15 protein-coding genes are annotated in these 15,175 nt (G+C 57.8%); 8 read left to right on the forward strand and 7 right to left on the reverse strand.

The window, feature by feature from the left end; genetic code table 11:
• The 4 genes from K9B32_RS26530 to K9B32_RS26545 form a co-directional block, all read right to left on the reverse strand.
• The gene (locus K9B32_RS26530; RefSeq protein ID WP_224567917.1) at nucleotides 1-660 is read right to left on the reverse strand and encodes a glutathione S-transferase family protein; all 660 of its coding nucleotides are present in this window, start codon (nucleotides 658-660) and stop codon (nucleotides 1-3) included.
• On the reverse strand, nucleotides 657-1,502 hold the full coding sequence (locus K9B32_RS26535) for an aromatic ring-hydroxylating oxygenase subunit alpha (protein ID WP_224567919.1): 846 nt from the start codon (nucleotides 1,500-1,502) through the stop codon (nucleotides 657-659). The genes K9B32_RS26530 and K9B32_RS26535 overlap by 4 nt, the downstream gene beginning before the upstream one ends.
• Entirely contained in the window at nucleotides 1,499-2,152 is a 654-nt protein-coding gene (locus K9B32_RS26540) for a Rieske 2Fe-2S domain-containing protein (protein ID WP_224567921.1), read from the reverse strand. Before K9B32_RS26540 ends, K9B32_RS26535 begins: the two co-directional genes overlap by 4 nt.
• 153 nt (nucleotides 2,153-2,305) lie before the next feature.
• On the reverse strand, nucleotides 2,306-2,581 hold the full coding sequence (locus tag K9B32_RS26545) for an acylphosphatase (protein WP_224567923.1): 276 nt from the start codon (nucleotides 2,579-2,581) through the stop codon (nucleotides 2,306-2,308).
• Nucleotides 2,582-2,929: 348 nt separating this feature from the next.
• Here K9B32_RS26545 and K9B32_RS26550 point away from each other — a divergent pair, with 348 nt between their 5' ends.
• The gene (locus K9B32_RS26550) at nucleotides 2,930-3,211 is read left to right on the forward strand and encodes a hypothetical protein (protein WP_224567924.1); all 282 of its coding nucleotides are present in this window, start codon (nucleotides 2,930-2,932) and stop codon (nucleotides 3,209-3,211) included.
• A 143-nt stretch (nucleotides 3,212-3,354) separates the two neighbouring features.
• Here the strand turns inward: K9B32_RS26550 and K9B32_RS26555 are convergent, their stop codons facing one another.
• Nucleotides 3,355-4,374 carry a LacI family DNA-binding transcriptional regulator gene (locus K9B32_RS26555; protein ID WP_224567926.1) on the reverse strand — a complete coding sequence of 340 codons (1,020 nt, stop codon included), beginning with the start codon at nucleotides 4,372-4,374 and terminating at the stop codon, nucleotides 3,355-3,357.
• Nucleotides 4,375-4,520: 146 nt separating this feature from the next.
• On the opposite strand from K9B32_RS26555, the gene K9B32_RS26560 reads away from it, so the two are divergent.
• From K9B32_RS26560 to K9B32_RS26590, 7 genes are all read left to right on the forward strand, one after another.
• Nucleotides 4,521-6,854, forward strand: coding sequence for a family 78 glycoside hydrolase catalytic domain (locus K9B32_RS26560; RefSeq protein WP_411969754.1), 2,334 nt, complete (start codon nucleotides 4,521-4,523; stop codon nucleotides 6,852-6,854).
• A gap of 79 nt (nucleotides 6,855-6,933) precedes the next feature.
• The gene (locus tag K9B32_RS26565; protein WP_411969755.1) at nucleotides 6,934-8,202 is read left to right on the forward strand and encodes an ABC transporter substrate-binding protein; all 1,269 of its coding nucleotides are present in this window, start codon (nucleotides 6,934-6,936) and stop codon (nucleotides 8,200-8,202) included.
• Between the two features lie 59 nt (nucleotides 8,203-8,261).
• The gene (locus tag K9B32_RS26570) at nucleotides 8,262-9,125 is read left to right on the forward strand and encodes a carbohydrate ABC transporter permease (RefSeq protein ID WP_132593635.1); all 864 of its coding nucleotides are present in this window, start codon (nucleotides 8,262-8,264) and stop codon (nucleotides 9,123-9,125) included.
• Nucleotides 9,122-9,946, forward strand: coding sequence for a carbohydrate ABC transporter permease (locus K9B32_RS26575; RefSeq protein ID WP_132593633.1), 825 nt, complete (start codon nucleotides 9,122-9,124; stop codon nucleotides 9,944-9,946). The genes K9B32_RS26570 and K9B32_RS26575 overlap by 4 nt, the downstream gene beginning before the upstream one ends.
• A 3-nt stretch (nucleotides 9,947-9,949) precedes the next feature.
• Nucleotides 9,950-10,930: an ABC transporter ATP-binding protein gene (locus tag K9B32_RS26580; protein WP_224567928.1), complete on the forward strand. Its 981-nt coding sequence runs from the start codon at nucleotides 9,950-9,952 to the stop codon at nucleotides 10,928-10,930.
• 214 nt (nucleotides 10,931-11,144) lie between these two features.
• The gene (locus K9B32_RS26585) at nucleotides 11,145-11,531 is read left to right on the forward strand and encodes a hypothetical protein (protein WP_318013374.1); all 387 of its coding nucleotides are present in this window, start codon (nucleotides 11,145-11,147) and stop codon (nucleotides 11,529-11,531) included.
• Complete coding sequence (locus K9B32_RS26590; protein WP_224567931.1) at nucleotides 11,500-12,000, forward strand: GNAT family N-acetyltransferase; 501 nt, start codon at nucleotides 11,500-11,502, stop codon at nucleotides 11,998-12,000. The genes K9B32_RS26585 and K9B32_RS26590 overlap by 32 nt, the downstream gene beginning before the upstream one ends.
• A 542-nt stretch (nucleotides 12,001-12,542) precedes the next feature.
• Here the strand turns inward: K9B32_RS26590 and K9B32_RS26595 are convergent.
• Nucleotides 12,543-13,574, reverse strand: a complete 1,032-nt coding sequence (locus tag K9B32_RS26595; RefSeq protein WP_224567933.1) for a helix-turn-helix domain-containing protein — start codon at nucleotides 13,572-13,574, stop codon at nucleotides 12,543-12,545.
• Nucleotides 13,550-14,722 carry a type II toxin-antitoxin system HipA family toxin gene (locus K9B32_RS26600; protein WP_224567935.1) on the reverse strand — a complete coding sequence of 391 codons (1,173 nt, stop codon included), beginning with the start codon at nucleotides 14,720-14,722 and terminating at the stop codon, nucleotides 13,550-13,552. The genes K9B32_RS26595 and K9B32_RS26600 overlap by 25 nt, the downstream gene beginning before the upstream one ends.
• Between the last annotated feature and the right edge of the window lie 453 nt (nucleotides 14,723-15,175).

The following is a 15,175-nucleotide window of genomic DNA, read 5'->3' on the forward strand; positions in this document are numbered from 1 at the left end:
TTATTCCTCGCCCGGTGCGATCTGTGGCTCGGGCTTCAACTCGTGCAGCCGGTGTATGCCTGGCATCTCGATGAACGCGTCGAGCGCGCGTATGGCACGGGACCAAAGCCGTATCGCGGGATAGGGATCGAGGGAAACGCCACCGTCCGGCGCCAGCGCGACATAGGGGAAGCAGGCAATGTCGGCCACCGTCGGGCGATCTGACGCGAGGAACCGCTTGCCGCGCAGGCTCTGTTCGACGAGCCCCGCTTCCAGTTCGCGCAGCGCCGCGGTGCCCTGCGCCTGAAGCGTCGTGATATTTCCCGGGCGTAGCAACATCTCATGAAGACGTGCGCCACCAAGGCTCGCGGTCAGCCGATGCGAGAAGGAAAGCCACTGCTGCACTCGGGCGGCTTCGTCGGCTGTTCCGCCACCCAACCATTCAGGCGCGCTTTTTGCGGCCAGATAAACCAGCATTGCCGATGATTCTGTCAGAAGAAGATGACCGTCTTCCAGGATCGGGATGGAGCCGGCAGGGTTGAGCGCCATGAGTTCGGGGCCGCGGTGCTCGCCGCCTGGATGAAAATCCACCGGTCTGATATCGAGCTTAACGCCTGTGAGTGCCGCCATCAGGCGCACTTTGTAGCAACTGGGAGAAAGGATGTAGTCGTAGAGCTTCATTGCGCCACCAGCTGTGCGCCGTAGGTGTAGTTGTGCCGTTTCAGCCAGCGTCGATACGCGACCGACGTCAGGTCGGCACGTGTGGGAATCTCCATCCCGGGATCGAGCGGTAGAAGACGCGGGATCTGGTTTTCCAGGATCGATCGGTCCTGCAGGAAGATCGTCTGCTGAAAGTGAATGAGGTCGGTCATCGACGTGTCGTCGTCAAACAGTGCCATCCACGGCCAAACGTCGCATAGATCCTCTGCCAAGGGTTGCACAAAGAGGGTGATGACATCCCACTCGCTGGGGCGGGGCGGACAGGTCTTGTAGAGCACCGAGCAGGTCGGGGCTGGCACGCGATACATGTATTCCGTAGTGATGCCGCCGCTTGCCGACTTCGCTGCCTGCGGCTGATAGAACGTCACCTGGGTTGCCCAGACCTCGTCCTCGACGTCCCGGATTTCGACCTTGTAGTTCTGAACCTCCGTGTGCGGCTCTGCGCCAAGGATATCCGTGTGCACGAACGGGAAATGCGCAATGTCGAGAAAGTTCTCGACCGCGCGAAGCGGTGAGCAGCGCACCCGCACGACGCCGACATCGACAAACCGGCGACCCGGCTGGTCGGCCTCGGGGATGGCGAAGAGCTCCTTCTGGGGAGCGCCAAGAGACGACCAAACGTGTCCGTAGCGAACGCGGACAGGCAACTCACGCCCCGTGTGAGACGTCACCTTTGCATTTCCGTCGGCTGCGATCGAGACCTCGATCGGTTCGCCCATCAAGGCGGTTTTGTATGCACTCTTGCTTAGTTGGCTGAAGAGGCCGACCGGGTACCACTCGTTGAGCATAGCTCCCTGTGTCATGCGCTGATCCCTTTCGTCTGGAGACCCTCGGCTTTCCGGCGCAAGGCTTCCGCGGCGCGTGACGCTAAGATGCGGTTAGAGGCAGTAGCATTGCCCTCGATAAAGACATGAAGGAGCGTTAGATCAGGCTCCTGTTCGACGAGCAAAAAACCGATCTCTTTCGAATGAAGCGACTGGCGAAGAAAGCCGTTGGCATTCTTCTTTGCGCCGGCCGCAGCCTCGATAGCAGCAATGCCGGCCTGAGCTGTCAACGAGCGTACCGGAACGAAGCCGTCAAATCGTGGCGGTTGATCCGTGGGTTCTCCGACGGCCACCCAGATCACCCCCTCGGCTTCCTCGATCTGTTGTGTTGCGACGCGGATCGTTTCCGGCGGCGTAAGGCCGGGATGCGCCGGAATACGCAGACAGTTTCCTGCCTGTGCGTAACTCCAGCCATGATAGATGCAGGACAGAGCCTCGCCGCGGACAAAGCCATGTGAGAGACGCATGCCACGATGAGGACAGCGATCTGCCGAAGCTGCAGGGCGCCCCGAATCACTTCTCCAGAGGGCGATCGATCCGGCTGACGTGCGTGCCGGCATGACCGTTCCTGACGGCAAATCCGCGGAAAGGGCGACTGGCGTCCAACTGCCCGTCGTATCGGATTGCATAACTAAACTTTCTTAGCATTATCAATATATTGCCTGCGTCAGGCACGATGCCAAGAGCCCTGGCTTGCTGCAGGCGACCATCACGTTTGCATAATAATTTCGCATTGGCAACGCTGATCAAATAAGGGGCAGTGGAAAATCAAACGGTCGCCGCTATCCCTGATTTTCGTCGTTCACGATCGGCGTGCGGAGTATCGTTTCCACCCAGACATCAATGGGCCCGAGCGAGCACCCCATCTCCATCATATCGATCAATTCTACTGGCCCTGCGACGTCCAGTTCGACCCGATTGGCACTGGTATGAGATATGGCCTGCGACAGGCCAAGCTTTGCCGCGTGACGGCGAATCCAGGGAATGAAGGAAGCGGCCTCAAGGTCGCCGACGATCGTTATCCGTTCCTGCAGGTGGCTTTGATGCTGTTCCATCATGAAAGTCTCGCGCTGGCGCCTCGATGACAGCATAGCGTCTAAATGAGCTTTCGAAAGCCCCACGACACTCTTGCGTACAGGCCGCGCTTCGCATCGAAACGAAGGTTCGTCCTACCGAATTTCCTCGCGTTCACCTGCTTCTGGAGGCGGCCAGGCATCGATGGCGGCGGTCTCGCCTGTGATCGTGGTTTTGACATGCGCAGGCTGCATGGAAGCCATGCCTTGTCTCGACGCGCCTCGGTGTCCATTTAAGGGTCAGGCGATCCTCGCCTTAAATGCCCGCCAATGAGAGAGACTATGTAGCGGCTGCAAGGCCGCTTGGCGGCTATGTGCGTTTGGGAGCTCTTGATGCAGGAACCTGGCAAGACACTTGACGAAATGACGCTGCGGGAACGATCGAACATTATGTCGATGGTCGCGGAAGCGCTGGAAGAGACTGCAGGACAGGCACAAGAAATTGGTGACATCCGCTATGCCGCCAATTCGAGCTGTCTTGCGCACACGATCCGCGGACTTGTCAGCGATCTTTCGCCACGTGAGCTGAGGGCGGCGACCATTCTCCTGGAGCAAGGGATCTCGCTCGTTGCTTCCTTCGAGAGCCGGATGCGCGGTGGAAGCACCCTGCAATAGTCGTGAGGCTAAGCGCACGCCGGTTTGTCGCTACCGTCTCGAGTGTGCACCGTCCAAGCCAACCACGCAAAAGTGCGCGTTCTTTCTCGGCGAGAACTTGCGGCCGGCTCGACCGACCGCTCTTGGTGTGGATTTGCCAATCATCATAGACTGCCGCGTATCTCCACGTGAGGTTCGATCAGCAGGTGTCGAACATCTTCGCGGCCGTCGATACGACTCAGGAGCGTCTCCGCAGCCGTGCGACCCAGTTGAGCGGCATTTTGGTCTACGCTGGTCAGCCCGACGAGAGGTATGGCGGCGAACGGAGAATTGTCGTAGCCGACGATGGCGAGGTCTTCGGGAACGCGTATGCCATTGGTTCGGGCCGCGTTGAGCAGGGGGACGGCATCAAGATCGGACCAGACGAATACCGCGCGGGGGCGATCTTGCGCTGACAGGAAATTATTGATCGCGACCTTTCGGTCCGTCGCAACAGGCGGCAGCCGAATGATCCGGCTTTGCAGACCGGCCTGCTTCATTGCTTCGACATAGCCCATTTCGCGCTGAACGGCGACGACCGACGCAGGCGAGTCCAGGAGATCATAGCTCACCATGGCTATGTCGCGATAACCTTGGCGCAGTGCAGCTTCGACTGCCAGGCACCCACCCTTCCGATCGTCGGAGTTGACAGTGTCGTAGGTCTCAGCCTGGGGCTCGTGATGCGCGATCACAACGATGGGGATTTGACGAGCGTAGCGCTCCAGGACCTTTCCAGAAATCCGCGGGGCTACGATCAACACCCCATCCATCCGATTGTCGATCATGGATTCGATCATCGAAGCCTCGATCGGGCTTGCTGAGCGCCCGAGCCCGATAAGCGATTTGTAGCTGCTTTCCGACAATGCGGTGTTGGCGCTTTCAATAACGCCGGCCAGGAACGTGTTGGACAGTTCTATCACGAGAACGCCGATCGTGTACGTGCGACCGCGCATTCCCCGAGCGGCCACAGAGGGGCGGTAATTCAGCTTCTCGATCGACGTCTCGACCTTGTGCCGCAGAATGTCGCTGACGCCATAGGCGTTGCGGAGCACTTTGGAGACCGCAGCAACGGAAACGCCCGCATCCTTTGCCACATGGCGGATGGTGATCCTCTCGTGCGGCGCGTCAACTAACTGATTTGTCATTATAAAGTGTCTCGTTTTCTGCTTTTCCGAAATTATAGGCATAAAAACTCTTGCACGGCAATCGAGAGTGTAGAATGGTATACATAGAACGATATACACAAAGGTGTTAGTCCCGCCGGAGGACAGGCGGTTGAGGAGGTTGCATGATGAAGATTGCCTCGGACCACGGCGTCGCCGCGGCCAACAGCCTTGCGGGCTCTCAGTTCCAGTTCACCGCATCGATGATTGCGCCCTCATGCGATGGCGGGCAGGGGACCGCAGGCACGTTCATTTCCAGAGAATTTTCGCTGGAAGCTGTACCGGCCGGAGCGACATTGCGCATTTCCGCGCTTGGGCTTTACCGTGCCTTCATCAATGGACGCCGCGTGGGGGACGATCTCCTGACGCCTGGTTGGACCTGCTACGACGACCGGATCGCATTTCAGGCCTATGATGTCACGGATCTGCTCAAGTCGGGCCGCAATCGCATCGAGATCTGGCTGGGTGACGGTTGGTACCGGAGCCAGCTCATGTGGGCGTCCAATCCGATATTTAACTGCTGGGGCGAGCGAACGGCGGCGATTGCAGAGTTGAGCGCAGCCGGAACGCCGCTGGTAGCTACGGATGAGAGCTGGAAGAGCGGCTACACGCCAGTTATCCGCAACGGCATCTACTTAGGCGAAGATTACGACGCGCGCATCGAACCGAAAGATGCATACGGCGTGGAGGTGCTGGCCTTCGACAAGCAATTGCTGGTTCCGCACGAGACGAGGGCGGTCAAGGAGCTTGATGGGCGTTCCCCTGTCGAAAGTTGGGCCGAGACCGACGGGCGAACTGTTTATGATTTTGGCCAAAACGCCGGCGCCTACATCCGCATCCATGTAAAGGGAGAGGCGGGCGCGCAGATTCGTGTCGAGCATTCGGAAGTGCTCGGACCCGACAGGTTTTTTGACAATCGCAATTATCGCAGCGCACGAGCCGAGCTGCGCTACACGCTCAAGGGAGTGGGCGAAGAGGTCTATGCACCGCTCTTTACCTTCATGGGCTTCCGATATGCTCGCATCACCGTGACAGGTCGGGCGGAACTGGTAGCCATCACCATGATCCCTGTTACGTCCGTGCCAGTAAGCGCGGGCGGCTTTACCTCAGGCATTGCTGCGGTCAATCGCCTTGTCGAGAACACCGTCTGGTCGCATCGCTCGAATTTCATCGAGGTTCCGACGGATTGCCCGCAGCGCGACGAACGGCTCGGCTGGACGGGCGATGCGCAAGTCTTTGCCGGCACGGCTTGCTGGCTTGCCGACAGCGGCTCATTCCTCGTCAAGTATCTTCGCGATGTGATGCACGACCAGCGCGCCGACGGCGCGGTTTCTCACTTTTCGCCTGACCCAACTCGGCTTCACCCAATCGACGGGCGCGGGGATTGGGCGGGGTCGACAGGCTGGGGCGACGCAATCGTCATCATCCCGTGGCAACTCTACCTGCATTATGGCGATGCCTCTGTTCTCGAGGAATGCTTCCCGGCCATGCTGCGTTGGCTGGACTATCTCTGGGGCATTTCCGACGGACCGATTATCCGTCCTCCCGCGGTTTGGGGGGATCACGGTTTCACCTTTGGCGACTGGCTGCAGCCGGTCGGCGACAACCGCAAGCCGCGTCCAACGGTGGCGGACGACTGCGCCGCGACCCTCTATCATTTCATTTCGACGCAATTGACAGCAAAGATCGCCCACACAATCGGGATGGGCACCGAAGCTGCGCGTCTTGATGCGCGCGCGGGTGAAATCAGATCGGCCTTCAAGCACGAATTCTTTTCGCCATCCGGTCGCATAGCGCATAACGATCAGACCTCCTGGGCTTTGGCGTTCCTCTACGGTCTCGTACCGCCGGAGTATGAAGAGGCTGGTCGTGAATATTTCCGCCGGGTCTCGGAAGAGACCGATGGCGTCATCGGTACGGGTTTCATTGGAACACCCGCTGTGCTGCCCGCCCTTACGCGTCTTGGGATGATGGACCTGGCGGAGAGGATGTTTCTGAACCGCAAGGTCCCCGGCTGGCTGTATCAGGTGGAGCACGGTGCAACCTCGATTTGGGAGCGATGGGATGCACTCGCCGAAGACGGCACGATCTACGATCCTGACATGAACAGCTATAACCACTATGCCTACGGCGCTGTGTGCCAATGGCTCTTCGAAGATGTCGCTGGCATAAAGCCGCTGGAAGACAAGCCTGGCTTTGAGGAGATAGCCTTCGATCCCGCAATTCTTCCGGCGCTCTCGCCGGTTTCGGCCTGGCACGACACTCGCTTCGGACGCATCGAGGCCGGATGGAGCGTGGAGGGGAGCGCCGTCACCTGCCGCCTTTCCTTGCCAGAAGGCGTGACTGCGCGTCTTGGGGGCAGGGAGGATCGCAAGGCACTGACTGCGCACGGTGAACTGGTCGCGCCGGGCCAGGAGGTCAGGCTCGGCAAGGGAGAGCACACCATCACGTTTTCGATTTGATAGAAACGCTTGCGGGCTTTGCCCGCAAGCCAGCAGCCCAAATCATTCCGGTCTTCAGGAGGAGGAAATGACTATGAGAATGACGAAGTGCAGCATCCTTGCCGCAAGCATCATGTCGCTGGCCACTGGCGTTGCTCACGCCGATGTAACGCTCAGCATCCTGATCGATACCAATCCCGAAACGATCGCCTCATTCGATGTTGTCTCGAAGGCCTATACGGAAAAGCATCCAGATGTGAGCTTTGATGTGGAGCAGCGTGCTGGAGGATCGGAAGGCGACAACATCATCAAGACACGTCTCGCCACGGGCGAGATGGCCGACATCTTTCAGTACAATGGCGGTTCGCTTTTTCAGGCACTGAAGCCGCAAGAGACGCTGGCAGATCTCTCTGACCTCCCGTCGCAGGCTGGAATCCTCGACAGCTTCAAGAAAGTGGTCACCAGTCCCGATGGACACGTGCGTGGAACGCCGTTTGGCCCGGCCATGGGTGGTGGCATTTTCTACAACCGAAAGATCTATGCAGAGCTCGGCCTCACCCCGCCTAAGACATGGGCGGAGTTCATGGCCAACAATGAGAAGATCAAGGCCGCCGGCAAGGTGGCCGTAGCGCAGACGTATGGCACCACTTGGACGTCGCAGCTCTTCGTCCTTGCCGACTACTTCAATGTCCAGGCGGAGGTTCCGAATTTTGCTTCCGACTATACCGCCAACAAGGTCAAGTACGCGAACACGCCGGCTGCCATGCGCGGCTTCGAGCACCTTGAGGAGGTTGCGAAAGCCGGCCTGCTCAATGCTGATTTCGGTGCTGCGACGTTCGACGACGGGATGCGAATGGTAGCCACAGGTGAGGCCGCACACTATCCCAATCTGACCTTCGGCGTCGGCAACGTTCAACAGAACTTTCCTGACAATTTGAAAGATCTTGGCTTCTTCGCTCAACCCGGCACAGATGCGGCAAAGAACGGGCTGACGGTGTGGATGCCTTCTGCGCTTTATGTTTCGGCAAAGTCAGAGCATGTCGAGGAAGCCAAGAAGTTTCTCGATTGGATCGGCACCAAGGAGGCGTGTGATCTCATGGCAAAAGCTGTTCCCTCTGGCCCGTATCTGGTCAAGGGTTGCGAGCTCCCGAAGGACATTCCGCCGGTCGTTTCCGACATGTTGCCCTATTTCGAACTTGAAGGACGTGCCGCGCCTGCGCTGGAGTTTCTTTCGCCGGTGAAGGGGCCGGCGCTCGAGCAGATCACGGTTGAAGTCGGAACGGGAATTCGGTCCGCCAAGGACGCAGCAGCTCTCTACGACCAGGACGTCGAAAAGCAGGCCAAGCAGCTCGGCCTGCCCAACTGGTAGTAACCTCCCAGCCGATCCCCACCCGGTACTCGTCCGGGTGGGGTGCTCAAGGAGCCCCCATGGTTACGCGCAGATCGCCCTACCCCTACTGGTTCGTCCTGCCAGCGGCGGTGATTTTCACCGTCCTTTTTCTGGCGCCGACGATTGCCTCTTTCTGGTTCAGCCTCACCCGGTGGGACCTCTTCACCACGCAGTTCATTGGTCTGGATAACTACCGGCAGTTTTTCCGTGAACCGTTCCTGGTCCAGGGCCTCGTCAATACCGTCATTTACGCGGTGCTGACATCAGGCGCCAAGACCGTACTCGGCTTGCTTCTGGCAGTGCTGTTGACATCGGGTCTGTGGGCACAGGGCTTCCTGCGCACAGTCATTTTCTTTCCAGTTCTCGTGTCGACCATCGGCGTCGGCATCACCTTTTCCATGCTCATGCACCCCACCCGGGGTCTTATCAATGTGGCGCTTGCTGCCGTGGGCATTCATGGTCCGGGCTGGCTGACGGATCCGGCACTGGCGCTCTATTCCATCGTCTTCGTCGATCTCTGGAAAGGCATAGGGCTCGCCACGGTCATCTACATCGCCGGGCTCGCATCCATCAGTCCGGACTACTATGAGGCGGCCAGAATCGATGGCGCCACCGGCCGTCAGATGTTCTTCCGCGTGACCATCCCATTGGTGAAGCCTGCAACTGTTACGGTCGTGACGCTATCGCTGATCGGCGGCCTGCGCAGCTTCGATCTGATCTGGGCAATGACCCGCGGCGGACCTGGCTTTTCCTCAGATGTTCTGGCGAGCGTCATCTACAAGCAGTACCAGGCGGGCTTCTATGGGCTTTCGACGGCCGGAAACGTCATCTTGTTCGTTCTTATCGGGCTGATCGTTTTGCCCCTCACAGCTTGGTTCAATCGCAAAGAGGTGGATCTGTGAGGCGTCGCCAACTTTACACGGGTGTCGTAGCACTTGCCGCTTCGGGCGTGGTCTTCGTCCTCCCCTTCCTGTTCATCTTCATTACAGCCGCCAAGACAAAGCAGGACGCGGCGTCGTTGAGGTTCAGCCTGCCTGTTGAATGGCGCCTCTGGGAAAACTTCATCGAGGTGCTCCAGGCCCGCAACTACATGCTGCTGCTGGCTTACTTCAATTCAACCGTTATCACGGTGGTTGCGGTCACGCTTCTCGTGCTGTTCGGTGCAATGGTGGGATACGTTCTGCAACGCCGCCCCTCGCGTTGGAATACGGTGATCTATGGTTGCGTTCTAGCGGGGCTGATGATCCCGCCCGCAGTCGTGCCAACCATCTGGGTGCTGCAGTCGCTTGGCCTTTTCAAGTCGATCTCAGGTATGATCCTGATCCAGGTCGCCTATGGTCTCGCATTTACGGTGCTACTCTTTAGGAGCTTCATCGCGACGATACCGCGCGATCTCGATGAAGCGGCGATCATTGACGGCGCCAAACCGCTCCAGATTTTTTTCCGGGTCGTCCTCCCGCTATTGAAGCCGGTGACCGTCACCGTCATCGTCGTGCAGTCCATCGCCATCTTCAACGACTTCACGAATCCGCTGTACTACCTGCCGGGCCGGGAAAACGTAACGGTACAGCTCACCCTCTATAATTTCCAGGGGCAGTTCCAGACCCAATTCAACCTCTTGTTCATGAACATCCTGCTGGTGACCATTCCGCCCCTCATCGTTTTTGTGTTCTTCAACCGGCAGATCGTGGCGGGCATGACCGCCGGCGCAGTGAAAGGATAGACCATGACCAGCGTCGTGCTTGACAATGTCCGCAAGAGCTTCGGTAGCCTGGATGTGATGAAGGGCGTCGATCTCACGATCGAGGCGGGGGAATTCTGCGTCTTCGTCGGTCCGTCAGGTTGCGGAAAATCGACTTTGCTGAGGATCATTTCAGGACTTGAGACGTCGAGCCAGGGAAAGGTGTTCATCGACGGCAAGGACGTTACCGATGCCGAACCCTCCCAGCGCGGCATCGCCATGGTCTTCCAGTCCTATGCCCTTTATCCTCATCTGACCGTGGCGGAAAATATCGGCTTCGGCCTGTCGCTTGCCAAACGGCCCAAGGCTGAGATCGCGGAAAAGGTCAAGCAGACCGCCGACATTCTTCAGCTTTCCCATCTGTTGGATCGAAAGCCCAAGGCGCTTTCGGGCGGACAACGGCAGCGCGTCGCAATCGGTCGCGCCATCATCCGCAATCCAAAGGTCTTCTTGTTCGATGAGCCCTTGTCGAACCTCGACGCTTCTTTGCGAGCACAAATGCGTATCGAGCTGACTGAGCTGCACGCCAAACTTGGCGCAACGATGATCTATGTAACGCACGATCAGGTCGAGGCGATGACCATGGCCGACAAGATTGTCGTGCTCAACGGCGGAACGATCGAGCAAGTCGGAACACCGATGGCGCTCTACAACAATCCGGCCACGCCGTTCGTCGCAGGCTTCATCGGCTCGCCCAAGATGAACCTCTTCGAGGGAGAGGTGGCCAAACGTGAGAGCTGCAAGACCTATGGCATCCGTCCTGAGCACATTTCGCTTTCCTCGACGGATGGAAAGTGGCGCGGCGTCGTGCGGCACATTGAAAGGCTGGGCGCGGACACGGTTGTCCATCTTGACCTACCGGAACTCCCGTCGCTTGTCGTGCGTACGGAAGGCGATCGTTCGATTTCGGTGGGCGAAACGCTGTTCGCCTCACCGTTCAAAGGCAAGGAGCACAGGTTCTCCTAAAATGGCAAAGAGCGGCAACTGGTGTTTTGCTCCCACGTTGTCCTGTCCGCGTTGATCTGTGATCGGCTTTCCATGGACGAGCAAAGGGAGTTTCTCCATGGAGAGTACGTTGGAGGTTCTCACGACTGGGAAGAACGGGCGTTGAGGTTCGCCGGCAGGGCCGGATGAGGTCAAAGCGCAGATCGTTTCGGAGAGCTTGCGACCCGGCGTGACGGTGAATGAAGTAGCAGACCGTTATGGATTGAAGGCCAATCACCTGTCCACTTGCCGAACGGTGGCGCGGCAGGGCAAGCTGGTTTTGCCCGAGGTCATGCCTTTGACGCGTAAGAACTTTCGATTGGAGTTCGGCTTCGTGCCAAAACCTGATTCCAACATGGGCCGCCGCTTGGCATCGCTGACCCGGTACTTGTTTACAATCTCAGAGATGTTGCGGCCATATGTTCGGTTCAGTGCGCCGGAAAGCTGCCGCCCTAATGCGCGCGCTTCCGACACGTCGCAAGACAGTTCAGCGATTCTGCGCTATAAGGTAGCAATTGTCACCAGGCATTTGCTACCCTTGGGGGTGCTTCATGGAAGTCCGAGCAATTGTTTCTTTGTCTGACTTCGAAGCGGCACATGCGCTCATCAAGGCCATGGGCAAATGGGACGCCGAAGAGTCACGCAAGTTCGGAGTGCCAGATGTTGTATTGATGGATTACATCTACGGACACACCATAGAGACTTTAATGGAAAAGTTCAGACAACGCGGCGCGGGGTTCTTCCTAGCCAGCGTCGATAAATATCTTCCCGGGTGCGCTGGCTATTCGAAGTCAGACGACGGTATCGCCGAACTACAGAAAATGTACGTTCGCCCCGAGGCGAGAGGCAGAGGCGTTGCGAAGGGCCTGATGACCGCCTGCCTAGATAGAATGCGCGATGATGGATACGCAAGTGTGAGGTTGGAAACCGTCACGTTTATGAGGGATGCCATAGCTCTATACGAAGGCTTTGGTTTCAAGCGCAGTGGCCATGTCCGAGCCGTTCCCCAAAGCTTGAAGCCCATCACGATTTTCATGGAGAGGACGCTCTAAGCACCCAATCCCCGGTGAACTTCTTTCTGCCAAGCGACCGGCACTGCGGAGCAGATGACGGCATCTTCTTTCAAGAAGTTGGAGTTTCCGCAGCAGGCACATCGAAAGAGCGTCTTCTCAATTATGCAAATGCTCCCTCATGCACCCGATCGAGCCAATGTGTGCGACGGGTTTCCAAAATAACAAAGCGCTCTACCTCAAAAAGTTCTTCCTGAATGGGTACCGGGAGACCTCGGCTGTTGTTGCTGAACCCCACCGAGGTCTCTTTGGGGAAAAGTACGGCTACATCCGGGGATAGCCAGGTCCGACGATGCGAGGATTTCTTGAATGTCGCCATCGCAAGCGGCTGGCTACAAGTTTACTTATGATCCGGTCTATCGAAAATTCGCGTATCAATGACGCTATCGTGAAGATTCTTGAGGGTTCAAAGCCGGCGTTTGTGCAACGCCGCCTCGCGTACCAGATTAAGTAGCTCTCCGCTTGATGGGTGCCCTTCATGCTGTCGGGGCCGAGTCCGTAGACTGCGGTCTTTGCGGTCACCGCTAGCGGCGCGGATGACGTTCTTTGCTGATGGGGCTATTTAGCAAGCGTTGCACTTCCGCCTCGACGCGATTGAGCGAAAGCCCTGCCACGCCAAACCTCTCATAGAGCGACGTCAACAACGGGAGCATGCATTCGGCCAATCGGCTCTCGATATCGTTGGCGGAAAACTTTGCCTCCAGCACGGCTTCATCGCTTCGCGCCGCATGACCTTCGACAAGCAGATCACTCAGCGGGTTAGCCCAGGAGCGCAACACGCGACCGCGCAGGCCCGTGAACATGGCGCGGAAATAAACCGTCACGGCTGTATCGGCATCTTTGCGAAGGAGCGATGCAAGCTTTTCCGCGTGCAACAGAACCTCACCCATCCGCCACAGGGGAAGCGTCGTGTCGAGGATCGTTCCGGCGGGGAATGTCTCTGCACCGTCTTCCTGATAACCGCGGATCAGGAACATGCGCCCCGAAGGTCCCGCACGCCAGAAATCGCAATGCGCAGGATCATTAAACCCGCGCTCGACTTCCTCGCCTTGCGGTGCAAGCCAACATTCAATCAGTCCATCAACTTCACGCGGCTGAATAGCCTCGCGTGTCGGAAGCCAGAACGGCGGCCAGCCCGTTTTCCGAACTACGGCCTTTTCAAGAATGCGTTCAAAGGCGATCAGCTCCGGCATCTTGAGATCGCCCTCAAGCCAGTAGTCGAACCGATACCAGCCATTTGGAAACCGCGCAGGCGAATCCTGGGGGAGCGGAGCAATCAGATTACGCCAACGCTCAAATGCATCGCGCACGAACCAGGCTTGCGTGTCCCCCTCGGTAGGCTCATCCACCAAACCCACGACGCGCAGGATATCGAGCGCTTTCGCCAGTGTCAGGGTCGTTTCACCACGCTCAAACGCAGCCATTGTCGGATGGCTGACACCCGCCAAAGCCGAATGATCTTTTTGTGTAAGACCTTCCGCCTTGCGACGGCGCAAGGTTTCTTCCACGTACCGTTGCCACGCGAGCGAGGCTATGTTTCCAGTATTCTCAGGCATGAATTGTCCACGATCTCTTTGAATCTATGCACGAAGCCGTCCGGCGGCTCCGTGTCGGGCGGAAGGATAATGGATGCAGCCTTCTCCACCTGCCGCTTTAGCTGTCTGAATGTCAGGTCGATGGCCCTGTCCGGCAGGCCGATTTCCTTGCCGAAGGCACGGAAAATCGCATGGTTGGCCGCTTCCAGATGGATTTTCTCACCGCCGATTGACAGCGCCAATGTCTGGTCGAACCCCGCATAAAATGCGGTGTTCACCACATCATAGGCGGGGGATAGCCGTAAGCCCGTCGGCGTTTCCAGAAGGGAGAAGTTTTTCAGGTGGGCATCGCAATTCCCGATCAGGGTGAAGGCGATCAGGCGATTGAAAAACCGCAAGAGGTCGATTGGCGCGCGCGATGAGTGCTGACGAATGATCGCGGCAATATCCTCGTAGGCCGCGTCATACTTGCTTGCGTAGTCCTGTCCCTTGGGCTTGCGGAGTATCTGCGCACAGTCTTCGAGGCGCAGTTTCTCGCCGTTCGGTTTCCGGTCGAAGCGGGTAACAATGAGCGCCGTTTCGTCAACAGCCGCGATGAGCGAGGTCGTGAACGCGGTCACTTCCCTTTCGCCAAGGACGGCGGCGGTCCATCGCAGGCTCAGGAGTTCATTCCGAACGAGGTTGTCTATCCGGTCGGAATTGAATTTAGCGATATAGGGCGCTGATCCCGTCGCACTCGCGGGAACAAACCTGTTTTCATCGTCCTTGGTGACAAGCAGTTTCTTCTGCACACCTGAAACCGTGCGTCCGGGGCTGGCAGTGGCTTCGGTGATTTCCGGGAGCTGTGCGGCATCGTCCGGCGGCCGGATGCTGACGGCCCCGATACAGTCTGCGCCGTAACGAAGGAGCAGCCCAAGGTCGTCTTCTTCAACGACATGTGCCGAACGTGCCTGTTGTTCGCGTAGCCATCCTTCCGGGCCGAGGTGCTGGAAGAACGGATGCAGGCCGACCTTCCATTCATGTTCGCGTTGCGTGGAGGGGAAGCAGCAGGCGATATTGCCTTTATTCCAGTCTGAATGATAGGCGAAGCGCGTTCCGCCGTTGGCCGTTTCGACCAACGTGCCGGCGGATTCATCCTTGAACAAAATGTCTGCGCTTCTCAGTGCCATTAAGTTATGCCTTCGCTCGCTACCTCATAAGCGCCCGATGGGGGCGCTAACGAAGCCATATGTCCATTACGGTGTATGATCTGCGAGAAAATCAAGTTATAACTCGATTTCATGAATTTCGCGCGAAAAAAGCAATCTTTAGCTTTATATCAGTCCCGATCTACGCCAGTCACAGCTCACCTGCGAAACTATGACTCGAATCTAGTGTATTCGCGGCAGGCCGTTTAGAATTTTTCGGAAATGCGGCGATCGCTGCAAAAACGGAATTTCTTAAATCGTTCAGGCGTCTCGGGAAAAATCCCGACCACCCTCTATGGCAAGCCACCAAACCGCAAGCGGTTTCGCCCTGTGCGGGTGACGATCCTATGACGCAAAGACTATCGAGGATAGTCTCCTTAGGAGGGTGCATTGTCCAGTATCTGAACGTCTCTTGCCGCCGAGGCGGATCGTCTG

The sequence above is a fragment of the Rhizobium sp. 3T7 genome (assembly GCF_020166565.1).
Classification (GTDB): Bacteria; Pseudomonadota; Alphaproteobacteria; order Rhizobiales; family Rhizobiaceae; genus Rhizobium.

Coding starts and splice junctions, on each gene's coding strand:
- K9B32_RS26530 (WP_224567917.1), bottom strand. CDS start 660: ATGAAGCTCTACGACTACATCCTTTCTCCCAGTTGCTACAAAGTGCGC.
- K9B32_RS26535 (WP_224567919.1), bottom strand. CDS start 1,502: ATGACACAGGGAGCTATGCTCAACGAGTGGTACCCGGTCGGCCTCTTC.
- K9B32_RS26540 (WP_224567921.1), bottom strand. CDS start 2,152: ATGCAATCCGATACGACGGGCAGTTGGACGCCAGTCGCCCTTTCCGCG.
- K9B32_RS26545 (WP_224567923.1), bottom strand. CDS start 2,581: ATGATGGAACAGCATCAAAGCCACCTGCAGGAACGGATAACGATCGTC.
- K9B32_RS26550 (WP_224567924.1), top strand. CDS start 2,930: ATGCAGGAACCTGGCAAGACACTTGACGAAATGACGCTGCGGGAACGA.
- K9B32_RS26555 (WP_224567926.1), bottom strand. CDS start 4,374: ATGACAAATCAGTTAGTTGACGCGCCGCACGAGAGGATCACCATCCGC.
- K9B32_RS26560 (WP_411969754.1), top strand. CDS start 4,521: ATGAAGATTGCCTCGGACCACGGCGTCGCCGCGGCCAACAGCCTTGCG.
- K9B32_RS26565 (WP_411969755.1), top strand. CDS start 6,934: ATGACGAAGTGCAGCATCCTTGCCGCAAGCATCATGTCGCTGGCCACT.
- K9B32_RS26570 (WP_132593635.1), top strand. CDS start 8,262: ATGGTTACGCGCAGATCGCCCTACCCCTACTGGTTCGTCCTGCCAGCG.
- K9B32_RS26580 (WP_224567928.1), top strand. CDS start 9,950: ATGACCAGCGTCGTGCTTGACAATGTCCGCAAGAGCTTCGGTAGCCTG.
- K9B32_RS26590 (WP_224567931.1), top strand. CDS start 11,500: ATGGAAGTCCGAGCAATTGTTTCTTTGTCTGACTTCGAAGCGGCACAT.
- K9B32_RS26595 (WP_224567933.1), bottom strand. CDS start 13,574: ATGCCTGAGAATACTGGAAACATAGCCTCGCTCGCGTGGCAACGGTAC.
- K9B32_RS26600 (WP_224567935.1), bottom strand. CDS start 14,722: ATGGCACTGAGAAGCGCAGACATTTTGTTCAAGGATGAATCCGCCGGC.